The organism is Sphingomonas sp. R647, from assembly GCF_020177055.1.
Taxonomy (GTDB): domain Bacteria; phylum Pseudomonadota; class Alphaproteobacteria; order Sphingomonadales; family Sphingomonadaceae; genus Sphingomonas.
In genome coordinates this window covers 132,411-148,791 of sequence record NZ_JAIQXT010000004.1, presented here as the reverse complement: position 1 = coordinate 148,791, position 16,381 = coordinate 132,411, and the positions used below count along the sequence as shown (strand labels likewise).

16 protein-coding genes are annotated in these 16,381 nt (G+C 66.4%); 5 read left to right on the top strand and 11 right to left on the bottom strand.

The window, feature by feature from the left end; translation table 11 throughout:
* Nucleotides 1-86: 86 nt before the first annotated feature.
* Genes K9B35_RS10780 through K9B35_RS10755 form a run of 6 tightly spaced genes read right to left on the bottom strand, consistent with a single transcriptional unit; the run spans nt 87 to nt 6,090 of the window.
* Entirely contained in the window at nt 87-1,658 is a 1,572-nt protein-coding gene (locus tag K9B35_RS10780) for a GMC family oxidoreductase (protein WP_224921846.1), read from the bottom strand.
* A complete protein-coding gene (locus K9B35_RS10775) occupies nt 1,592-2,554 on the bottom strand; it encodes a sterol desaturase family protein (protein ID WP_224921845.1) in 963 nt (320 codons plus the stop codon). Before K9B35_RS10775 ends, K9B35_RS10780 begins: the two co-directional genes overlap by 67 nt.
* Nucleotides 2,555-2,607: 53 nt before the next feature.
* On the bottom strand, nt 2,608-3,003 hold the full coding sequence (locus K9B35_RS10770; RefSeq protein WP_224921844.1) for a hypothetical protein: 396 nt from the start codon (nt 3,001-3,003) through the stop codon (nt 2,608-2,610).
* Nucleotides 3,004-3,007: 4 nt separating this feature from the next.
* On the bottom strand, nt 3,008-3,433 hold the full coding sequence (locus tag K9B35_RS10765) for a TIGR01244 family sulfur transferase (protein WP_224921843.1): 426 nt from the start codon (nt 3,431-3,433) through the stop codon (nt 3,008-3,010).
* A complete protein-coding gene (gene recQ / locus K9B35_RS10760) occupies nt 3,434-5,203 on the bottom strand; it encodes a DNA helicase RecQ (protein WP_224921842.1) in 1,770 nt (589 codons plus the stop codon). It lies immediately after the preceding gene.
* Entirely contained in the window at nt 5,200-6,090 is an 891-nt protein-coding gene (locus K9B35_RS10755) for a hypothetical protein (RefSeq protein ID WP_224921841.1), read from the bottom strand. Before K9B35_RS10755 ends, recQ begins: the two co-directional genes overlap by 4 nt.
* 65 nt (nt 6,091-6,155) lie before the next feature.
* Here K9B35_RS10755 and K9B35_RS10750 point away from each other — a divergent pair, with 65 nt between their 5' ends.
* A complete protein-coding gene (locus K9B35_RS10750; RefSeq protein ID WP_224921840.1) occupies nt 6,156-6,446 on the top strand; it encodes a GNAT family N-acetyltransferase in 291 nt (96 codons plus the stop codon).
* Nucleotides 6,447-6,567: 121 nt separating this feature from the next.
* Here K9B35_RS10750 and K9B35_RS10745 read toward each other — a convergent pair whose 3' ends face one another.
* From K9B35_RS10745 to K9B35_RS10735, 3 genes are all read right to left on the bottom strand, one after another.
* Complete coding sequence (locus K9B35_RS10745; RefSeq protein WP_224921839.1) at nt 6,568-7,659, bottom strand: ATP phosphoribosyltransferase regulatory subunit; 1,092 nt, start codon at nt 7,657-7,659, stop codon at nt 6,568-6,570.
* A 19-nt stretch (nt 7,660-7,678) separates the two neighbouring features.
* Nucleotides 7,679-9,256 carry a phosphoglycerate dehydrogenase gene (gene serA / locus K9B35_RS10740; RefSeq protein ID WP_224921838.1) on the bottom strand — a complete coding sequence of 526 codons (1,578 nt, stop codon included), beginning with the start codon at nt 9,254-9,256 and terminating at the stop codon, nt 7,679-7,681.
* 86 nt (nt 9,257-9,342) lie between these two features.
* Nucleotides 9,343-10,503: a phosphoserine transaminase gene (locus tag K9B35_RS10735; RefSeq protein WP_224921837.1), complete on the bottom strand. Its 1,161-nt coding sequence runs from the start codon at nt 10,501-10,503 to the stop codon at nt 9,343-9,345.
* 334 nt (nt 10,504-10,837) lie between these two features.
* On the opposite strand from K9B35_RS10735, the gene rnk reads away from it, so the two are divergent.
* From rnk to K9B35_RS10720, 3 genes are all read left to right on the top strand, one after another.
* Nucleotides 10,838-11,254, top strand: coding sequence for a nucleoside diphosphate kinase regulator (rnk, locus tag K9B35_RS10730; RefSeq protein ID WP_224921836.1), 417 nt, complete (start codon nt 10,838-10,840; stop codon nt 11,252-11,254).
* An 83-nt stretch (nt 11,255-11,337) separates the two neighbouring features.
* Nucleotides 11,338-12,024, top strand: a complete 687-nt coding sequence (locus tag K9B35_RS10725; protein ID WP_224921835.1) for an extensin family protein — start codon at nt 11,338-11,340, stop codon at nt 12,022-12,024.
* 46 nt (nt 12,025-12,070) lie between these two features.
* The gene (locus tag K9B35_RS10720; RefSeq protein ID WP_224921834.1) at nt 12,071-12,937 is read left to right on the top strand and encodes an LOG family protein; all 867 of its coding nucleotides are present in this window, start codon (nt 12,071-12,073) and stop codon (nt 12,935-12,937) included.
* A 72-nt stretch (nt 12,938-13,009) separates the two neighbouring features.
* Here K9B35_RS10720 and K9B35_RS10715 read toward each other — a convergent pair whose 3' ends face one another.
* On the bottom strand, nt 13,010-13,675 hold the full coding sequence (locus K9B35_RS10715; protein WP_224921833.1) for a c-type cytochrome: 666 nt from the start codon (nt 13,673-13,675) through the stop codon (nt 13,010-13,012).
* A 111-nt stretch (nt 13,676-13,786) separates the two neighbouring features.
* Here K9B35_RS10715 and K9B35_RS10710 point away from each other — a divergent pair, with 111 nt between their 5' ends.
* Complete coding sequence (locus K9B35_RS10710; RefSeq protein ID WP_224921832.1) at nt 13,787-14,680, top strand: prephenate dehydratase; 894 nt, start codon at nt 13,787-13,789, stop codon at nt 14,678-14,680.
* Nucleotides 14,681-14,793: 113 nt separating this feature from the next.
* On the opposite strand, the gene K9B35_RS10705 is transcribed toward K9B35_RS10710, so the two are convergent.
* Nucleotides 14,794-16,368: a peptide chain release factor 3 gene (locus K9B35_RS10705; protein WP_224921831.1), complete on the bottom strand. Its 1,575-nt coding sequence runs from the start codon at nt 16,366-16,368 to the stop codon at nt 14,794-14,796.
* Nucleotides 16,369-16,381: the final 13 nt, after the last annotated feature.

Below are 16,381 nucleotides of genomic sequence, written 5' to 3'. Positions count from 1 at the left end.
AATTGGGGCCGCGCCCATGCGGTGCGGCCCCTCACGATGTTCCTCCTGCGGACGACTGGGCTGGTGCGAAAGCACCGGCCCTTTTTTTATGCGAGGTCCGCCTTTACGAAGTCGGCGCAGCGTTCGCCGATCATGATGCTCGGCGCATTGGTGTTACCCCCGATCAGGCGCGGCATGATCGAGGCATCGGCGATGTACAGCCCATCCACCCCACGCACGCGCAACTGCGGGTCGCACACCGCGTCCGCGTCCGATCCCATCCGTGCGGTGCCGACCGGGTGGTAGATCGTGTCGGCCCGCGCGCGGATCAGCCGCTCCAGCGTCGCATCGTCGTCGAACGGGTAGCGGTCCTTGCCGCCGAACGCGGCGAGCGGCTCTTGCTCAAGGATCCGGTACATCATCCGCGTCCCCTTCATCAGCCCGGCCAGGTCGCGCGGGTCGGACAGGAATTGCGGATCGATCAGCGGCGCCGCGCGCGGATCGACGGACTTCAGCCGCACCGTCCCCCGGCTTTCGGGACGCAGGACGCAGGCATGGCAGCTAAAGCCATGCGCCTTCACCTTCGCCCTGCCATGATCCTCGACGATCGCGATCAGGAAATGGAGCTGAATGTCAGGCACCTCCAGCGCGGGATCGCTCTTCAGGAACGCACCCCCTTCCGCATAGGGAGAGGTCATCATGCCCGTCCGGCTGCGGAACCAGCGCCACATGCCACCAAGCCCGGCCAGCGACCCGCGCAGCGAGCGGCCAAGGAACTGCGTCCCCGGCGCCTCGAATGCCGCGACATAATCGAGATGGTCCTGAAGATTGCCGCCCACTTCCGGTCGGTCGATGCGGACTTGAAGCCCCATTTCCTTAAGGTGCGCCGCCGGGCCGATGCCCGACAGCATCAGCGTCTGTGGCGTGCCGAATACGCCGCCCGCCATCACGACGGCGCGACGTGCGCGGATCATTTTGGTCTGGCCGCCACGCGAATAGGCGACGCCCCAGACGCGGCCATCCTCGAACAGCACGCGTTCGACCGTCGCGTCGCAGATGATGTTGAGGTTGGCGCGTTCCTTCAGATAGCCGCGCGCGGCGGTCCAGCGCTCGCCATCCTTCTGCGTCACCTGATAGACGCCGATACCCTCCTGCCGCGCGCCGTTGAAATCGGCGTTGCGCGGGATCTGCAGCGCTGCCCCCGCCTCGACGAAGGCGCGGGTGCCGGGGTGGACGAAGCTCTGGTCGCTGACATGCAGCGGCCCTTCGCCGCCGCGGAAATCGTCTGCGCCGTGTTCGTTGGTCTCGCTGCGCTTGAACACGGGCAGGACATCGTCCCAGCCCCAACCGGGACAGCCGAGCCGCGCCCAATTGTCATAGTCCCACGGCACCCCGCGAATGTAGAGCATCGCGTTGATCGCGCTCGATCCGCCGAGGCCGCGCCCGCGCGGCTGGTATCCGCGGCGGCCGTCAAGACCCGGCTGCGGCACCGTTTCATAGGCATAGTTGGTCGCGGGCGTCTGCATCGCGATGCCGCCGGGCATCAATGTGCGGAAGCTGGTGTTACGCCCGCCCGCCTCGAGCACGGCGACGCTGTACTTGCCGTCCTCGCTCAGCCGACCTGCTGCGGCGCTTCCCCCGGATCCGGCTCCGATGACGACGATATCTGCTTCGTCCACGCTTTCCCCGCCTTTTCCCGCGCCTCCCAGCGCGCCTTGATCGTCTCGGATGTATCGCGACTGCCGTCATGGCTCCAGCCGGGCGGCGCGATCATGTACATGAGGCGCGCGTGCCAGTTCGGGGCAGTCCACACGTCCTGCGCGATCCCCCACCATTCGTGGAAGGCGGCGCGGACCAGATTATAGTCGGGCAGGTTCTTGACGATGCCATAGCGCGGGCGATCGTCATCGCGCTCCGCCTCGAACGTGCCGAACATGCGGTCCCAGATGATGAACACCCCGGCATAGTTCGTATCAAGATAACGCGGGTTGGTCGCGTGGTGGACGCGGTGATGCGACGGCGTGTTCATCACCGCCTCGAACCAGCGCGGCATCCGCCCGATCACTTCGGTATGGATCCAGAATTGGTAGACGAGGTTCAGCCCCGCGACGAAGAAGATCATCGCCGGCGGAAAGCCGATCAGGAACAGCGGCAGGCGGAACAGGAAGCCCAGGCTGAAGAACCCGGTCCAGGTCTGCCGCAGCGCGGTCGACAGGTTATAATGCTGGCTGCTGTGGTGGATGACGTGGCTCGCCCAGAACCAGCGGACGCGGTGCGCCGAGCGGTGGAAGACATAATAGGCCAGATCGTCCAGCACGAAGGCGAGGACGAACCAATACCAGGCATAGGAAATGTCGAAGAGGCGGAACTGGTGCACCCACACCGCCATGCCGAACACGAAGCCTGCCGCCAGCACGCCCGCAATCGTGCTGCCAAAGCCGAGCATCAGCGAGGTCAGCGTGTCGCGCGGGCAATAACGGCTGCGGTCCTTGAGCCGCGCGGCGACCATCTCCGCCAGCACCAGCACGACGAAGGCCGGGACGGCGAGATCGACCGGGTCCGGCAGGTTGGGCATCTACTCTCCTTACACGCGTGTAAATAAGCGCGTCGAAGAGCCCTTGGCAATGGTCAGCCTAGCGTTTCGGTAAAGGCCCGCGCGGCGTCAGCATCGGCAACGGTAATGCGGAACATCATCGCGGGCTGAAGCTCCAGCGTGATTTTGGTGCCGTCTGCTGCGGGGTGCGCCATGACGACGCGCGCGTGCTTGTACCGGGTCGCCCGGTGACGCGCGCCGAGCGGTTCGATCACCACCAGATCGCTTGGCCCACCCACAACCGCGGCGCGTTGGCCATCGGTGGCGACGATGCCGACCTTGCCCTCGAACCCGGACACCAGCGCTTCGGCGAGCTTGATCGCGTCGTCGCCGGTCTCAAGTCGCTGTGCGCCACCCAGGCCGAGCAGCCGCGCGATACCGCCCAGCGCCAGCACTGCGGCGAGCGACCCGGCGGCGAGCCACCAGTTCATGTCGTCACGCCTTGCCCGATAAGGCGTCGAGCATCGGGCGCAGGCCGCTGATATCGTACCCCGCCTGTGCCGCCTTGCCGATCAGCGTTTCGGGATCGCCGCCCCGGCTTGCCTCGGCCAGTGCCCACAAATTGGTCGAGCGCGTGCCCGACCGGCAATAGGCGAAGACCGGGCCGCCAGCCCCCTCGATCGCGGCGCGCATCGCCTCAACCTGCGGCATCGAGAAGCCGGCATGGGTGACGGGGATAGCGTGATAGGACAGGCCCAGCGTCTGCGCGACCGCGCGGATCGCATCGCCCTCGGGCTGGCCGGGCTCTTCCTCGTCCGGGCGGTTGTTGACGATTGCCTTGAAGCCCGCGCGCGCCAGTTCGGTCACGTCGGCCGGCGTAATCTGGGCGGAGACGGAGATAGTCTCGTCGATCGTGCGCATTCAGTCGGCCTCGCGGATCACGTTCAGGAAGGCATCGCCATAATCCGCCAGCTTGCGCGCGCCAATGCCCGGAATGCGCGACAGATCGGCGAGGGTGGCGGGACGCGTCGCCGCCATCTCGCGCAGCACCGAATCGTGGAAGATGACATAGGGCGGCACCGCGCCAGCCTGCGCCAGCGTGCGGCGCTTGTCGCGCAGCGCTTCGAACAGCGGATCGCCGACCGGATTGGGCACGCCGCCGCTGCTTGCGCCCTTGCGCCGCCGTTCGCGCTTGGGCTGAAGGACAAGGTCGAGCGTGGCCTCACCCTTCAGGATCGGGCGTGCGCCGGGACCGAATTCCAGCCCGCCATGCGGATTGGTGCGCAGCGCGTCGCGCAGCTGCAGCGCGCGGCCGACCGGCTTGATCAGCGCCGCCTCATCCCCCTCGATGATCCCCCAGACCGACAGCGCCTCATGCCCGTTCATCAGGCTGCGTTCGCTCGATTGGCCGGTCAGCACCTGCTCGATATAGGTCGCGCCGAAGCTTTGGCCGGTGCGGAACACGGCGGAGAGGTATTTCTGGGCGGTCACGCTGGCGTCGATCGCCTTGGGCGCCTCAAGGCAATTGTCGCAATTGCCGCAGGTCGCGGGCGGTTCCTCGCCGAAATGGCGCAGCAGGATCGCGCGACGGCATCCGGCGGTCTCGACCAGCGCGCCCAATGCGTTGAGCCGCGCGCGCTCGCCCGGCTGCCGCTCGGGCTCGACCTCGGCCATGCGCTGGCGCGCGCGGGCGAAATCATCGGCACCCCAATACAACTGGGCAAGCGCGGGGTCGCCGTCGCGGCCAGCGCGCCCGGTTTCCTGATAATAGGCCTCGATCGACTTGGGCAGGCCGGCATGGACGACGAAGCGGACATCGGGCTTGTCGATCCCCATGCCGAACGCGACCGTGGCGACGATCACCATGTCCTCGCTCGACACGAACGCGGCCTGGTTGCGGCGGCGCACCGCGGGGTCGAGCCCGGCGTGATAGGGCAGGGTCGGGCGTCCGGTCGCGGCGAGCTTTTCCGCCAGCTGCTCCACCGCCTTGCGCGTCTGGGCATAGACGATGCCGGGGCCGGACTGAGCGGCGATGAAGTCGGCGACCTGGCGCGGCACATTGTCGCGCGGGGCGATCTGGTAACGGATATTGGGCCGGTCGAACCCGGCGACGATCAGCCCGTCCTCGGCGATGCCGAGCTGGTTGAGGATGTCCGCGCGCGTATGTTCGTCTGCGGTCGCAGTCAGCGCGAGCCGGGGGACGTCCGGAAACGCGTCCATCAGCGGGCGCAGCAGGCGGTAATCGGGACGGAAATCGTGGCCCCATTCGCTGACGCAATGCGCTTCGTCGATCGCGAACAGAGCGAGCGGGGCGGAGCGCAGCAGATCGCGGAAGCTGCCGTTCGACGCGCGCTCGGGCGCGACATAGAGCAGGTCGAGATCGCCGTTGCGGAAGCGCTCGATCGTTTCGGCGCGGTTCTCGTCAACGCTGGTCAGCGTCGCCGCGCGGATGCCCACCGCCTCGGCGGCGCGCAGCTGGTCATGCATCAGCGCGATCAGCGGCGAGATCACGACGCAGGTGCCGTCCATCATTGTCGCGGGCAGCTGATAGGTCAGCGACTTGCCCGCACCGGTCGGCATCACCGCAAGCGTGCGCTGTCCCGCGAGCACGCGGTCGACCACCTGGCGCTGGACGCCGCGAAAGTCTGGAAAGCCGAAGGTCGTGTGTAAAACGTCGCGCGGGTCACTCATGCGGCGGGGATATAGCCAGTCTCCACAAGGAATGCGCGCAGTCCGGCGGGATAATCGGGATATTCGATCAACTGGCCCTCGGGGCAGATGCCGTCCTCGCTGCGATCGACCTTGCAGCGGTCAGGCCAGGCGGCAGGGTCCTTGCGATATTCGACAAGGATCACCGGCCAGACCGCGTCGAGCGTGCCGAGCCGTGCGGCGGCGGCGGCCCAGGCGGCGCAGGAACCGTTGGGATACTCCTCCCCGATGCACGCCTTGCGCGCGCTTGCGGCGGCCTTTTCGAAGATTTTCGCGTAGCCGGGGTTTGCTGACACATCGCGGACGGTGCCGTCGACGACGTTCAGTACCTTGGGCGGCGCGACGCTCGCGGCATAGCTCTCAAAGGCGTAGAGAAAGCGATCATCGCTCACCACGAAATCGCGAATCCCGTCACCGTCCACGTCGCGTGGCCAGCCGATCTCGGCGCCGTCATAGCCGCCCAACTCGGCAACCTTGAGTGCATCGCCCGCCGGGGTGACGACACGCATCCGCTGGCAGCAGTGCATCCCCCCGGTATAGTCCTGGAAGAAGGCGACGACCGGTCCATCCTTGCTGAGGCGACCGAGCATCAGGATATTCTGCATCGGCGACCCGTCGAGCTTGACGCTTGATCCGTCGGCGCGGGTGATCGTCAGCACCGGGTCGACATCGCCGTCTTCGCACTCCTCGCCCAGCGGCGCGCACTGGACGCGGTCGAACACTGCGGTGAGGTCGCCCAGGCGATAGACCTTGCGACCCTCACCCATCGTCCATTCGATGCGCTGGCCATCGCGCACCGGCTTTCCGGGAGAGGCGGCAGCACCGAGCATCAGGGCCGCCGCGATCAGGCTGAACAGGCGTAGCTTCAAGCGATTGTCCTCCGTCCCCGGATCGCTACCATTCACCCGGATGCACGGCAATCAGGAGGCGGGTGATGGATTCTGACGCGATTCACGACAATGTGGAGCGGCACCAGTTCGAACTGACCGTGGATGGCGATCTGGCGCGCGCCGAATATGTGATCACGGGTGACGTCATCACCTTCACCCACACGATCGTTCCGCCCGCGCTGGAGGGACGGGGGATTGCCAGCCGGCTGATCCGCCACGGCCTGTCCGAAGCACGGGCGCGGGGCCTGAGCGTTGTGCCGCAATGCCCGTTCGTCGCCGCCTATATCCGCAAGCATCCCGAGTGGGCGGACCTGCTGGTCGAACCGCTGGATTAGCGCCTTTTCTGTCTGGCGGCACCGGCCCGCTCCCCCACCCGGCCACCCATAGAATACGCTGTCGCTGGGTGGCCGGGTGGGGGAGCGGGCCGGTGCCGGTTCAGCGCAGCTGAAAACACGCTTAAACCGGGCAGGGCTCGCCGTTGTTCAGAACGTGCGTACAGAGCTGCGCCTGCGCGCTGTCATCCGCATCAAGCGCGGCGACCGCGACCCAGCCCTCGCTGCGCCAATGCGCCGCCGTGTTCGCGTCGGTGCCGAATGGCAGGAACAGCCGCCGCCGCTCCGCCGGGGCCAGTCCCGCGTCGAGCAGCGGATCGGCATAGAGTGAAAAGCCCACGGCCGGTTCCTCACCCTGCGCGCCGAGCACCGAATAGCTGCCGCCCCGCCCGATCTCACCGCGCACGCCGCGCGCGAACAGCGAGAAGCCGATCCAGCTTTGATATTCAAAGCCATGGCGTTCGGTCGGGTCGAGCGTCAGCGCAGCCTTGCCTGCCACCGCCTGCGCGACCGCCTCGAGCCCGTCGAGACGGCTGGTCAGCGCGCCGCCGGTATCGTGTGCGCGCAGCCGGGCGATCGCCGTATCGAACGGTCCCGCCGCCTCGATCAGCGGGAGGAATGCAGGGTCCATCGCGGCGACGGCGGCGGCATCCTTGGCGTCGAGCGCCGCGCGCAGCGCGGTCAGCTGCTCGGCCGCCATATCAGGAGCAAGCTGCTCGACCAGATCGGGCAAGGTGAAGTCGATCGCGAGGCCAGGGACGCCCGCCGCTTCCAGCGCCGCCACCGCCACGGTCACGATCTCGCGCGCCGCTTCGATACTGTCGCGCCCGATCAGTTCGCAGCCAATCTGGCGCATCGCGCGCTCGGGCCGCAGCTCGCTGGCGCGCAGCTTGAGCACCTGGCCGGCATAAGACAGGCGCACGGGGCGCGGGTGGTGCGCCATGCGTGTCGCGGCAATGCGACCGACCTGCGCGGTAATGTCGGGACGAATCGCCAGCGTGCGGCGTGACACAGGATCGGTGAAGCGCACCGCATCCTTGCCGCTCGCCGCCTTGAGCCGCTGGCCCAGCGACTCCTCGAACTCGGCAAGCGGGGGATCGACGCGCTCATAGCCATGCAACCGCGCGACATCGAGCACGCGCGATTCGAGGGTGGCCGCTGCATCGGCAAGCGGGGGCAGGCGGTCGTGGAATCCTTCGGGAAGTAGTCCGTTCATGCCCGCCCCCATAAGCGCCTCAGAACTTGAGCGCCATGGCAGTCTTGACGCCCGGCAGCGCGCGGACGCGACCGATCAGCTCCGGCGTCACCGCTTCGTCGACCGACAGCAGCAGCACCGCTTCGCCACCGGCATCGCGGCGGCCAAGGTGGAAGGTGCCGATGTTGACGCCGGCATCGCCCAGCGCGGTACCGATGCGGCCGATAAAGCCCGGCGCGTCCTCGTTGACGACGTAGAGCATGTTACCGGCGAGATCGGCCTCGATCTTGATCCCGAACAGTTCGACCAGCCGCGGCTCGCGGTTGTTGAACAGCGTGCCGGCGACAGAGCGCTCGCCCGAGTCGGTCTTGACCGCGACGCGGATCAGCGTGTGGTAATCGCCTTCCTTCTCGGTCTTGACCTCACGCACCTCGATCCCGCGCTCCTTGGCGAGGAAGGGGGCGTTGACCATGTTGACCGTGTCGGTCTGGGTGCGCAGGAACCCGGCCAGCACTGCGCTGACGATCGGCTTCTGGTTGACCTCGGTCGCCGCGCCCTCGCTGTGCACCGAGACGCGCGGGATAGTGCCGGTGGTGAGCTGACCGACCAGGCTGCCCAGCTTTTCGGCGAGCGCCATGTACGGCTTCACGCGCGGCGCTTCCTCGGCAGTCAGGCTAGGGACGTTGAGCGCGTTGGTGACGCCACCATTGACGAGGTAATCGGCCATCTGCTCGGCAACCTGGATCGCGACATTGACCTGCGCTTCGCTGGTCGATGCACCCAGATGCGGGGTGGCGACGAAGTTCGGGGTGCCGAACAGGTCATGTTCCTTGGCCGGTTCGGTAACGAACACGTCGAGCGCTGCGCCGGCGATATGCCCGCTGTCGAGCAGCTCCTTGACCGCCGCCTCATCGACCAGCCCGCCGCGCGCGCAGTTGATGATGCGCACGCCCTTCTTGGTCTTGAGCAGATTGTCGCGACTCAGGATGTTGCGCGTCTGGTCGGTCAGCGGCGTGTGCAGCGTGATGAAGTCGGCGCGGGCGAGCAAGCCATCCAGCTCGACCTTCTCGACGCCCAGCTCGACGGCGCGTTCGGGCGACAGGAACGGGTCGAACGCGATCACCTTCATCTTCAGGCCAAGCGCGCGGTCGGCGACGATCGACCCGATATTGCCCGCGCCGATCAGGCCGAGGGTCTTGCCAGTCACTTCGACGCCCATGAAGCCGTTCTTCGGCCACAGGCCCGCCTGGGTCTGGGCGTTCGCCTCGGGCAGCTGGCGCGCGAGCGCGAACATCAGGGCGATGGCATGCTCGGCGGTGGTGATCGAATTGCCGAACGGGGTGTTCATCACCACCACGCCCTTCGAGGAGGCATAGGGGATGTCGACATTGTCGACGCCGATGCCGGCGCGGCCGATGACCTTGAGGTTGGTCGCGGCGTCGATGATTTCCTTGGTCGCCTTGGTCGAGCTGCGGATGGCCAGGCCGTCATACTGGCCGATGATCGCCTTCAGCTCTTCCGGCGTCTTGCCGGTGATTTCGTCCACCTCGACCCCGCGCTCGCGGAAAATCTGGGCGGCCTTGGGGTCCATTTTGTCGCTGATGAGTACCTTGGGCATGGATCGTCTCCGTCGCCCCGGCGAAGGCCGGGGCCGATAAGTTTGGGAATGCTAGATGGCGGCCCCAGCCTGCGCCGGGGCGAGGATTACGCGGTCTTCGCGGTCGCGTAGGCCCAGTCGAGCCACGGGCCGAGCGCCGCGACATCGGCGGTGTCGACCGTCGCACCGCACCAGATGCGCAGGCCCGCCGGGGCATCGCGATAGCCGGCGATGTCATAGGCGGCGTGTTCTGCCTCGAGCAGCGACGCGAACTTCTTGATGAAGGCTTCGTCGGCGCCCTCGACGGTCAGGCACACGCTGGTCTTCGAGCGCGACGCGGGATCGGCGGCGAGATGGCCGAGCCAGTCGCGCTCGGCGACGAGCTGGTCGAGCGCGGCCGCATTGGCGTCGCTGCGTGCGATCAGGCCCTCGAGCCCGCCCAGACCCTTGGCCCATTCGAGCGCGAAGATCGCATCCTCGACCGCCAGCATCGACGGGGTGTTGATCGTCTCGCCCTTGAACACGCCTTCGGCCAGCTTGCCCTTCGCCATCAGGCGGAACACTTTGGGCAGCGGCCAGGCGGGGGTGTAGTTTTCGAGCCGCTCGACGGCGCGCGGGCCGAGGATCAGGACGCCATGGCCGCCTTCACCGCCGAGCACCTTCTGCCAGCTGAACGTCGCGACATCGATCTTGTCCCACGGCAGGTCGTACGCGAACACCGCGCTGGTCGAATCGGCGAAGGTCAGACCTTCGCGGTCGTCGGGGATCCAGTCGCCATTGGGCACGCGCACGCCGCTGGTGGTGCCATTCCAGGTGAACAGCACGTCGGTCGACCAGTCGATCGCGGTCAGGTCGGGCAGCTGGCCATAATCGGCGCGGACGATCGTCGGATCGAGCTTGAGCTGCTTGACGGCATCGGTGACCCAACCTTCACCGAAGCTTTCCCAGGCGAGCGTGGTTACGCCGCGCGCGCCGAGCATCGTCCACATCGCCATTTCGAACGCACCGGTGTCGGAACCGGGGACGATGCCGATACGGTGCGTGTCGGGCAGGCGCAGCATCTCACGCATCAGGTCGATGCAATATTGGAGGCGGGTCTTGCCGAGCTTCGAGCGGTGCGAGCGTCCAAGGACCTCGGTCGCGAGCTTCGATGCATCCCAGCCCGGAGGCTTGGCGCAGGGACCCGAAGAGAAATGGGGGCGAGCCGGCCGGGTGGCGGGCTTGGCAATGGACGCAGTTCCGGCGTCGGCGGCAACAAACTCAGTCATGTCAGTCTCTCCTCGCAGAGAGCACGCGCGGCGTTGGGACCGCGTGGCCCGTCGGCGGCCCTAACGATTTGGCGGGCGCTGTCAATCGATCTGCGGCGCATGCCGGCCGGAGCGTTTGACACGAAAGGGCGAGGGATCCATCATCGCCGGATGATCAGGCCGGTCCTCTTTCAGCGATGCCGCGTTCACGCGGGCCAATCGGCGGCGCGCGTCTAGCCCGGGCCTTTCATACGGCGAACGCCTGTCAGGTCCGGGATCTCCACTCAGTTCAATTCAACGGCGCGTGCAGCGTTTCGACTGCGCGCGACCCTGTTCCGAGACCGAAAGGCCCGACATGAGTCCCGATTCCCCCCTCGTCGCAACCGCACAGCCCCCCCTCCATGTCATCGACACCGAATATGACCGAATCGCAGATCTGGCGATGCGTGTCAGCGCATCCGAGCCGATGCTTGCCCAACGCCTGATGGACGAACTCGATCGCGCCGACGTGCATGCTGCGGGCGATTTGCCCCCGGGAGTGGTCACACTGAACGCACAGGTCGATTTCGTCGACGAAGGCAGCGGATCACGCCGGTCGGTGCGGCTGGTGCTCCCTGCCGAGGCAGATGTGGCGGCGGGCAAGGTTTCGATCCTGACGCCGGTCGGCGCGGGATTGATCGGCATGTCCGAGGGGGGCGCAATCCTGTGGCCGGATCGTGAGGGCCAGCCGCGCACGCTGCGAATCGTCCGCGTGACCCCGGTAGAAACATAACGGCGGACGCGCGACCGCGTCGGTTCGTCGAATCGGGAAGCGCCGGATAAGCAGCGGTTAACCATAATGGGTTAGAGGGGGGCATGGTCACGCGTGTTCTTCTGACCCTGTCCCTGCCGCTTCTCCTCGCCGGATGTCTGTTCGGCGGGGGCAATGACCGTGCGCCGCCGCGCGCACCCGTGCGGCCCGATCCGCGCGGGCCGGTGACGCTCGACCTGCCGACCAGCCGCGAGACACAACAATGCTATGCCGATTTGTCGCGTGCGCAGGTGCGGTTCAGCCCGCTGCCGGACCGCGATTATGGCGGCGGATGCCAGGTCATCGGCGCGGTGCAGCTGATCGATGTCGGCATTCCCGTGTCTGGGCTGAAGGCAATGCGCTGTCCGCTCGCGCGCAATTTCATCGCGTGGATGCGTCACGCCGCGGTCCCCGCCGCACGCGAAATCCTGGGCGGTGAACTGGTGCGGGTGGAGACCTATGGCACCTATGCCTGTCGTGGCATTGTCGGCGGCAGCGCGGCTTCGGCGGGGCGGGTCTCCGAACATGGGCTGGGCAATGCGGTGGATGTCGCGGCCTTTGTCCTGCGCGACGGCCGTAAGATCAGCGTGCTGGGCGACTGGAGCGGCGGGACGGCGGAGGAGCGCGAATTCCTGCGGGTGGTCCACAAATCGGCCTGTCGCCGCTTCACCACGGTGCTGGGGCCGGAGTACAACAGCGCGCACGCCAACCACTTCCATTTCGACATGGGCGGCAAGTCGTTCTGTCGGTGACGCTCGACACTTTGCCTCGGCACCGAAACCCGCTAATCCCGCGCCAATGACAGACAAGAAAGTGCCGTCGCGCGTCTTTGCCCGCGCGAGCCAGGATGCGGAGACCGCTCGGACCGCCGTCTCCACCCCCCAGACCGAACACCCGGCCTACCGCCTCGCCTTTCAGGACATGGAGTTCCTGTTGCGTGAGGATCTGCGCCCGGTGCGTTTCCAGCTGGAGCTGCTCAAGCCCAGCGTGTTGATGGACGAGGCGAAGATCGCGTCGCTGTTCGTCATCTATGGCTCGGCGCGGATTCCCGAACCGGTCAAGGCGCAGGCGTTGCTCGACCTTGCCACCGACGACCAGTCGCGCCGCATTGCCGAGCGGCTGATCGAGAAGTCGAAATATTACGACGTTGCGCGGGAGCTGGCGGGGCTCGCCAGCTGCTACCCGGTTGACGAGAATGGCGACCGCCATTTCGTCGTCACTTCGGGCGGTGGGCCGTCGATCATGGAAGCGGCGAATCGCGGCGCGACCGAAAAGGGCTGCGAATCGGTCGGGCTCAACATCGTGCTGCCGCATGAGCAGGCGCCCAACGAATATGTCACCCCGTCGCTCAGCTTCCAGTTCCACTATTTCGCGCTGCGCAAGATGCACTTCCTGCTCCGTGCCCGCGCCGTGGCGGTGTTCCCGGGCGGGTTCGGCACGTTCGACGAATCGTTCGAGCTGCTGACGCTGATCCAGACCGGCAAGATCGCGCCGATCCCGGTGCTGTTCTACGGCAAGGACTTCTGGACCCGCGTGGTCAATTTCGAGGCGCTGGTGGAGGAGGGCGTGATCAGCCCGCGCGACCTTGGCCTGTTCCACTTCTGCGAAACGGCCGAAGAGGGCTGGGCGATCGTCCAGAAATTCTGGGAAGAGCGGAAGGGATAATCCGCGAAACGAAAAGGGCGGCCCGTCGAGGCCGCCCTTTTTGCATTCCGACCTGCGATTGCACAACCGGAGTTATTCCTTCTTCGCGGCTTCCTCGGCAGCAGCCGGATCGACCGAAGGCGCGCCCGATGCCGGGGTACCGGCATTGCCCATTTCGGTGGGCGTAATCGCATTCTCGATCGTCGCTTCCTCACCCTCGGCCGGAGCCGCTTCGGGTGCCGGGAGCGGGAGGTTCGAACCCTGCGCATTCATATAGGCGATGACGTTGGCGCGCTCCTGCGGGTCCGACAGACCGGCAAAGGTCATCTTGGTGCCAGCGGCATATTTACGCGGGCTGGCAAGCCATGCGTCCATCGCTGCGAAGTCCCAATTGCCCGGAACCGCCTTGAGCGCATCCGAATAGGCGAATCCGGCGACATGGCCGTGCGGCTTGCCCAGCGAATCCCACAGATTCGGGCCGACGCCGTTTGCGCCGCCCTGAGTGATCGAGTGGCATGCCGAGCATTTGGCGAACGATGCCTGCCCCTTGGCGACATCGGCCTTGGCCAGGCGGTTGGCGATCGGCTCGACCGCTGCGGGACCGCCGTCACCCTCGGCGCCGTCGGCGCTCTCGACCGGATAGCCTTCCTTTTCGGGCTTTCCGCCATGATAGATCATGCCGCTGGCGATCGACAGGCCGAGCGCCGAGGCACAGCCGAACAGGACCCAGCCTGCGATCGTGTTCATGCGATTGTCCATGTGCGCCCGTTCTGCCCCGTGTTGATCTTGGCCGGGTTCTTTAGTCGGGCCTTTTGTTTGCCGCAACCCGGGCTTGCCGCAAGTTGCTCCGCCGGTTACGCGCACGCGCCGATGGACAATTTTGCAGCCCCCGCCCGCCCGATCGTCGAACGGATGACGCAGGCCGCTCTGGCGGAGCCCAAGCGTGCGGTCGCGTTTCAGGGCGCGCCGGGCGCAAATTCGCATATGGCGGCGCTCGAAGCCTTCCCGACCGGGCTGCCCTTGCCCTGTTTCAGCTTTGAGGATGCGATCGACGCGGTGCGCGACGGGCGTGCCGATTGCGCGATGATCCCGATCGAAAATTCGCTGCACGGGCGCGTCGCCGACATTCATTTCCTGCTGCCCGAATCGGGGCTGGTGATCATCGGCGAGCATTTCCTGCCGATCCGGTATGCGCTGATGGGCCTTGGCAGCCGCGCCGGGGTGCGTCAGGCGATGAGCCATCCGCAGGCGCTGGGTCAGTGCCGCCACTGGCTGAAGGCGCAGGGGATCGCGCCACTCTCATACCCCGACACCGCCGGTGCTGCGGCAGTCGTGGCGGAGGCCGGCGATCCGCAGGTCGCCGCACTGGCCCCTCCGGGTGCCGCGCCGCTCTATGGCCTGACGGTGTTCGACAGCGACGTCGCCGACGCGGACCATAACATGACCCGATTCGTCATGCTGGCGCGCAGCGCGCCGCCGCTGCGCGACCATGGGCCATACATGACCACCTTCGTGTTCGAGGTGAAGAATATTCCTGCGGCACTGTACAAGGCGCTGGGCGGCTTCGCGACCAATGGCGTCAACATGACCAAGCTCGAAAGCTACCAGCGTGGCGGCAGCTTCGCGGCGACCGAATTTTATTGCGACATCGTCGGTCGCCCGGGCGATGCGGCGGTCGACCGCGCGCTCGAGGAACTCAAGTTCCACACCAAATCGATGCGGGTACTCGGCACCTACCCCCAGGCGCGCGCGCGCCCGGAGTAACTCGATTCGATTCAGTTAGGCGGCACCAGCCCGCTCCTCCACCCGGCTACCCAGCGGTAGCATGATATGGGTGGCCGGGTGGGGGAGCGGGCTGGTGCGGTCTTTCCAACAGATCAACGCTCGCGCGTCGCCATGAATTTCACCTTGGAATAGCGGTCGGCGATATAGCTGACTTCCCATGCCGACTTGGCGAGGAAGACGGGGTTGCCGTCGCGGTCCTTGGCCATGGCGGTGCGGTTGAGGTCCATGAATTCCTTCACGTCGCCTGCTTCGCCGCCGACCCAGCGTGCGGTGTCGAACGGTGCGGGCTCGAGCACCGCGCCGACCTTGTATTCGGCATCGAGGCGGCTGAGCAGCACTTCGAGCTGAAGCTGCCCGACCACGCCGATGATCCAGTTCGACCCGATTTCGGGGTAAAACACCTGGATCACGCCCTCTTCGGACAGATCGTCCAGCGCCTTGCGCAGCTGCTTGGTCTTGGTCGGATCCTTGAGCACTACGCGACGCAGGATCTCCGGCGCGAAGTTGGGCAGGCCGGTAAAGCGAACCCCGGCTTTTTCGCTCAGCGTGTCGCCGACTCGCAGCGTGCCGTGGTTAGGGATGCCGATGATGTCGCCCGGAAACGCCTCGTCCGCCAGTTCGCGCTGCTGGGCGAAGAACATGATCGGTGAGTGGATCGCGATCGGCTTGCCATGCCCGCTCGGGGTCAGCTTCATGCCGCGTTTGAACGTGCCGGACACCAGCCGCATGAACGCGATGCGATCGCGATGGTTGGGGTCCATGTTCGCCTGAACCTTGAACACGAAGCCGGTGACTTCAGGATAGTCGGGCGACACCGGCGCGGGTTCGGCGGGCAGGGCGTGCGGCGGCGGCGCGTGCAGGGCGAGCGCGTCGATCAGCGAGTCGACCCCGAATTCCTTCAGCGCCGACCCGAAATAGACCGGGGTCAGGTCGCCATTGCGATAGGCGTCGCCGTCGAACGTCGCATAGCCGGCGAGGCCGAGTTCCGCCTCTTCGCGGACCTTCGCCAGCGTCTGCGCCGAGATCAGCGAATCGAGCTGCGGATCATCGAGGCCGCTGGTCTGCACGACCTTGCCCTGGAACTCGCGGCTGTCACCCTCGGGCAGCAGCAGGCGATGGTCGACCAGGTCGTAAATCCCCTCAAACTGTCCGCCCATCCCGACCGGCCACGTCATCGGCGCGACATCAAGCGCGAGCAGGTCGGCGATCTCATCGAGAATCTCGAACATCTCGCGGCCTTCGCGATCGACCTTGTTGACGAAGGTGATGATCGGCACGTTGCGCAACCGGCACACTTCGAACAGCTTGCGCGTCTGGCTTTCGATGCCCTTGGCGGCGTCGATCACCATCACCGCCGAATCGACCGCGGTCAGCGTGCGATAGGTATCCTCACTGAAATCCTCATGCCCCGGCGTGTCGAGCAGGTTGAAGGTGATGCCGTCGCGCTCGAACGTCATCACCGAGCTGGTGACGGAGATGCCGCGCTGCTGCTCGATCTTCATCCAGTCCGACCGCGCGCGCCGCGCCTGGCCACGCGCTTTCACCTCTCCGGCAAGATGGATCGCGCCGCCGAACAGCAGCAGCTTTTCGGTCAGCGTGGTCTTGCCGGCGTCAGGGTGAGAGATGATCGCGAAGGTGCGGCGATCAGGAGTCGAATTTTCGGGCATCGCGGCCCTCTAG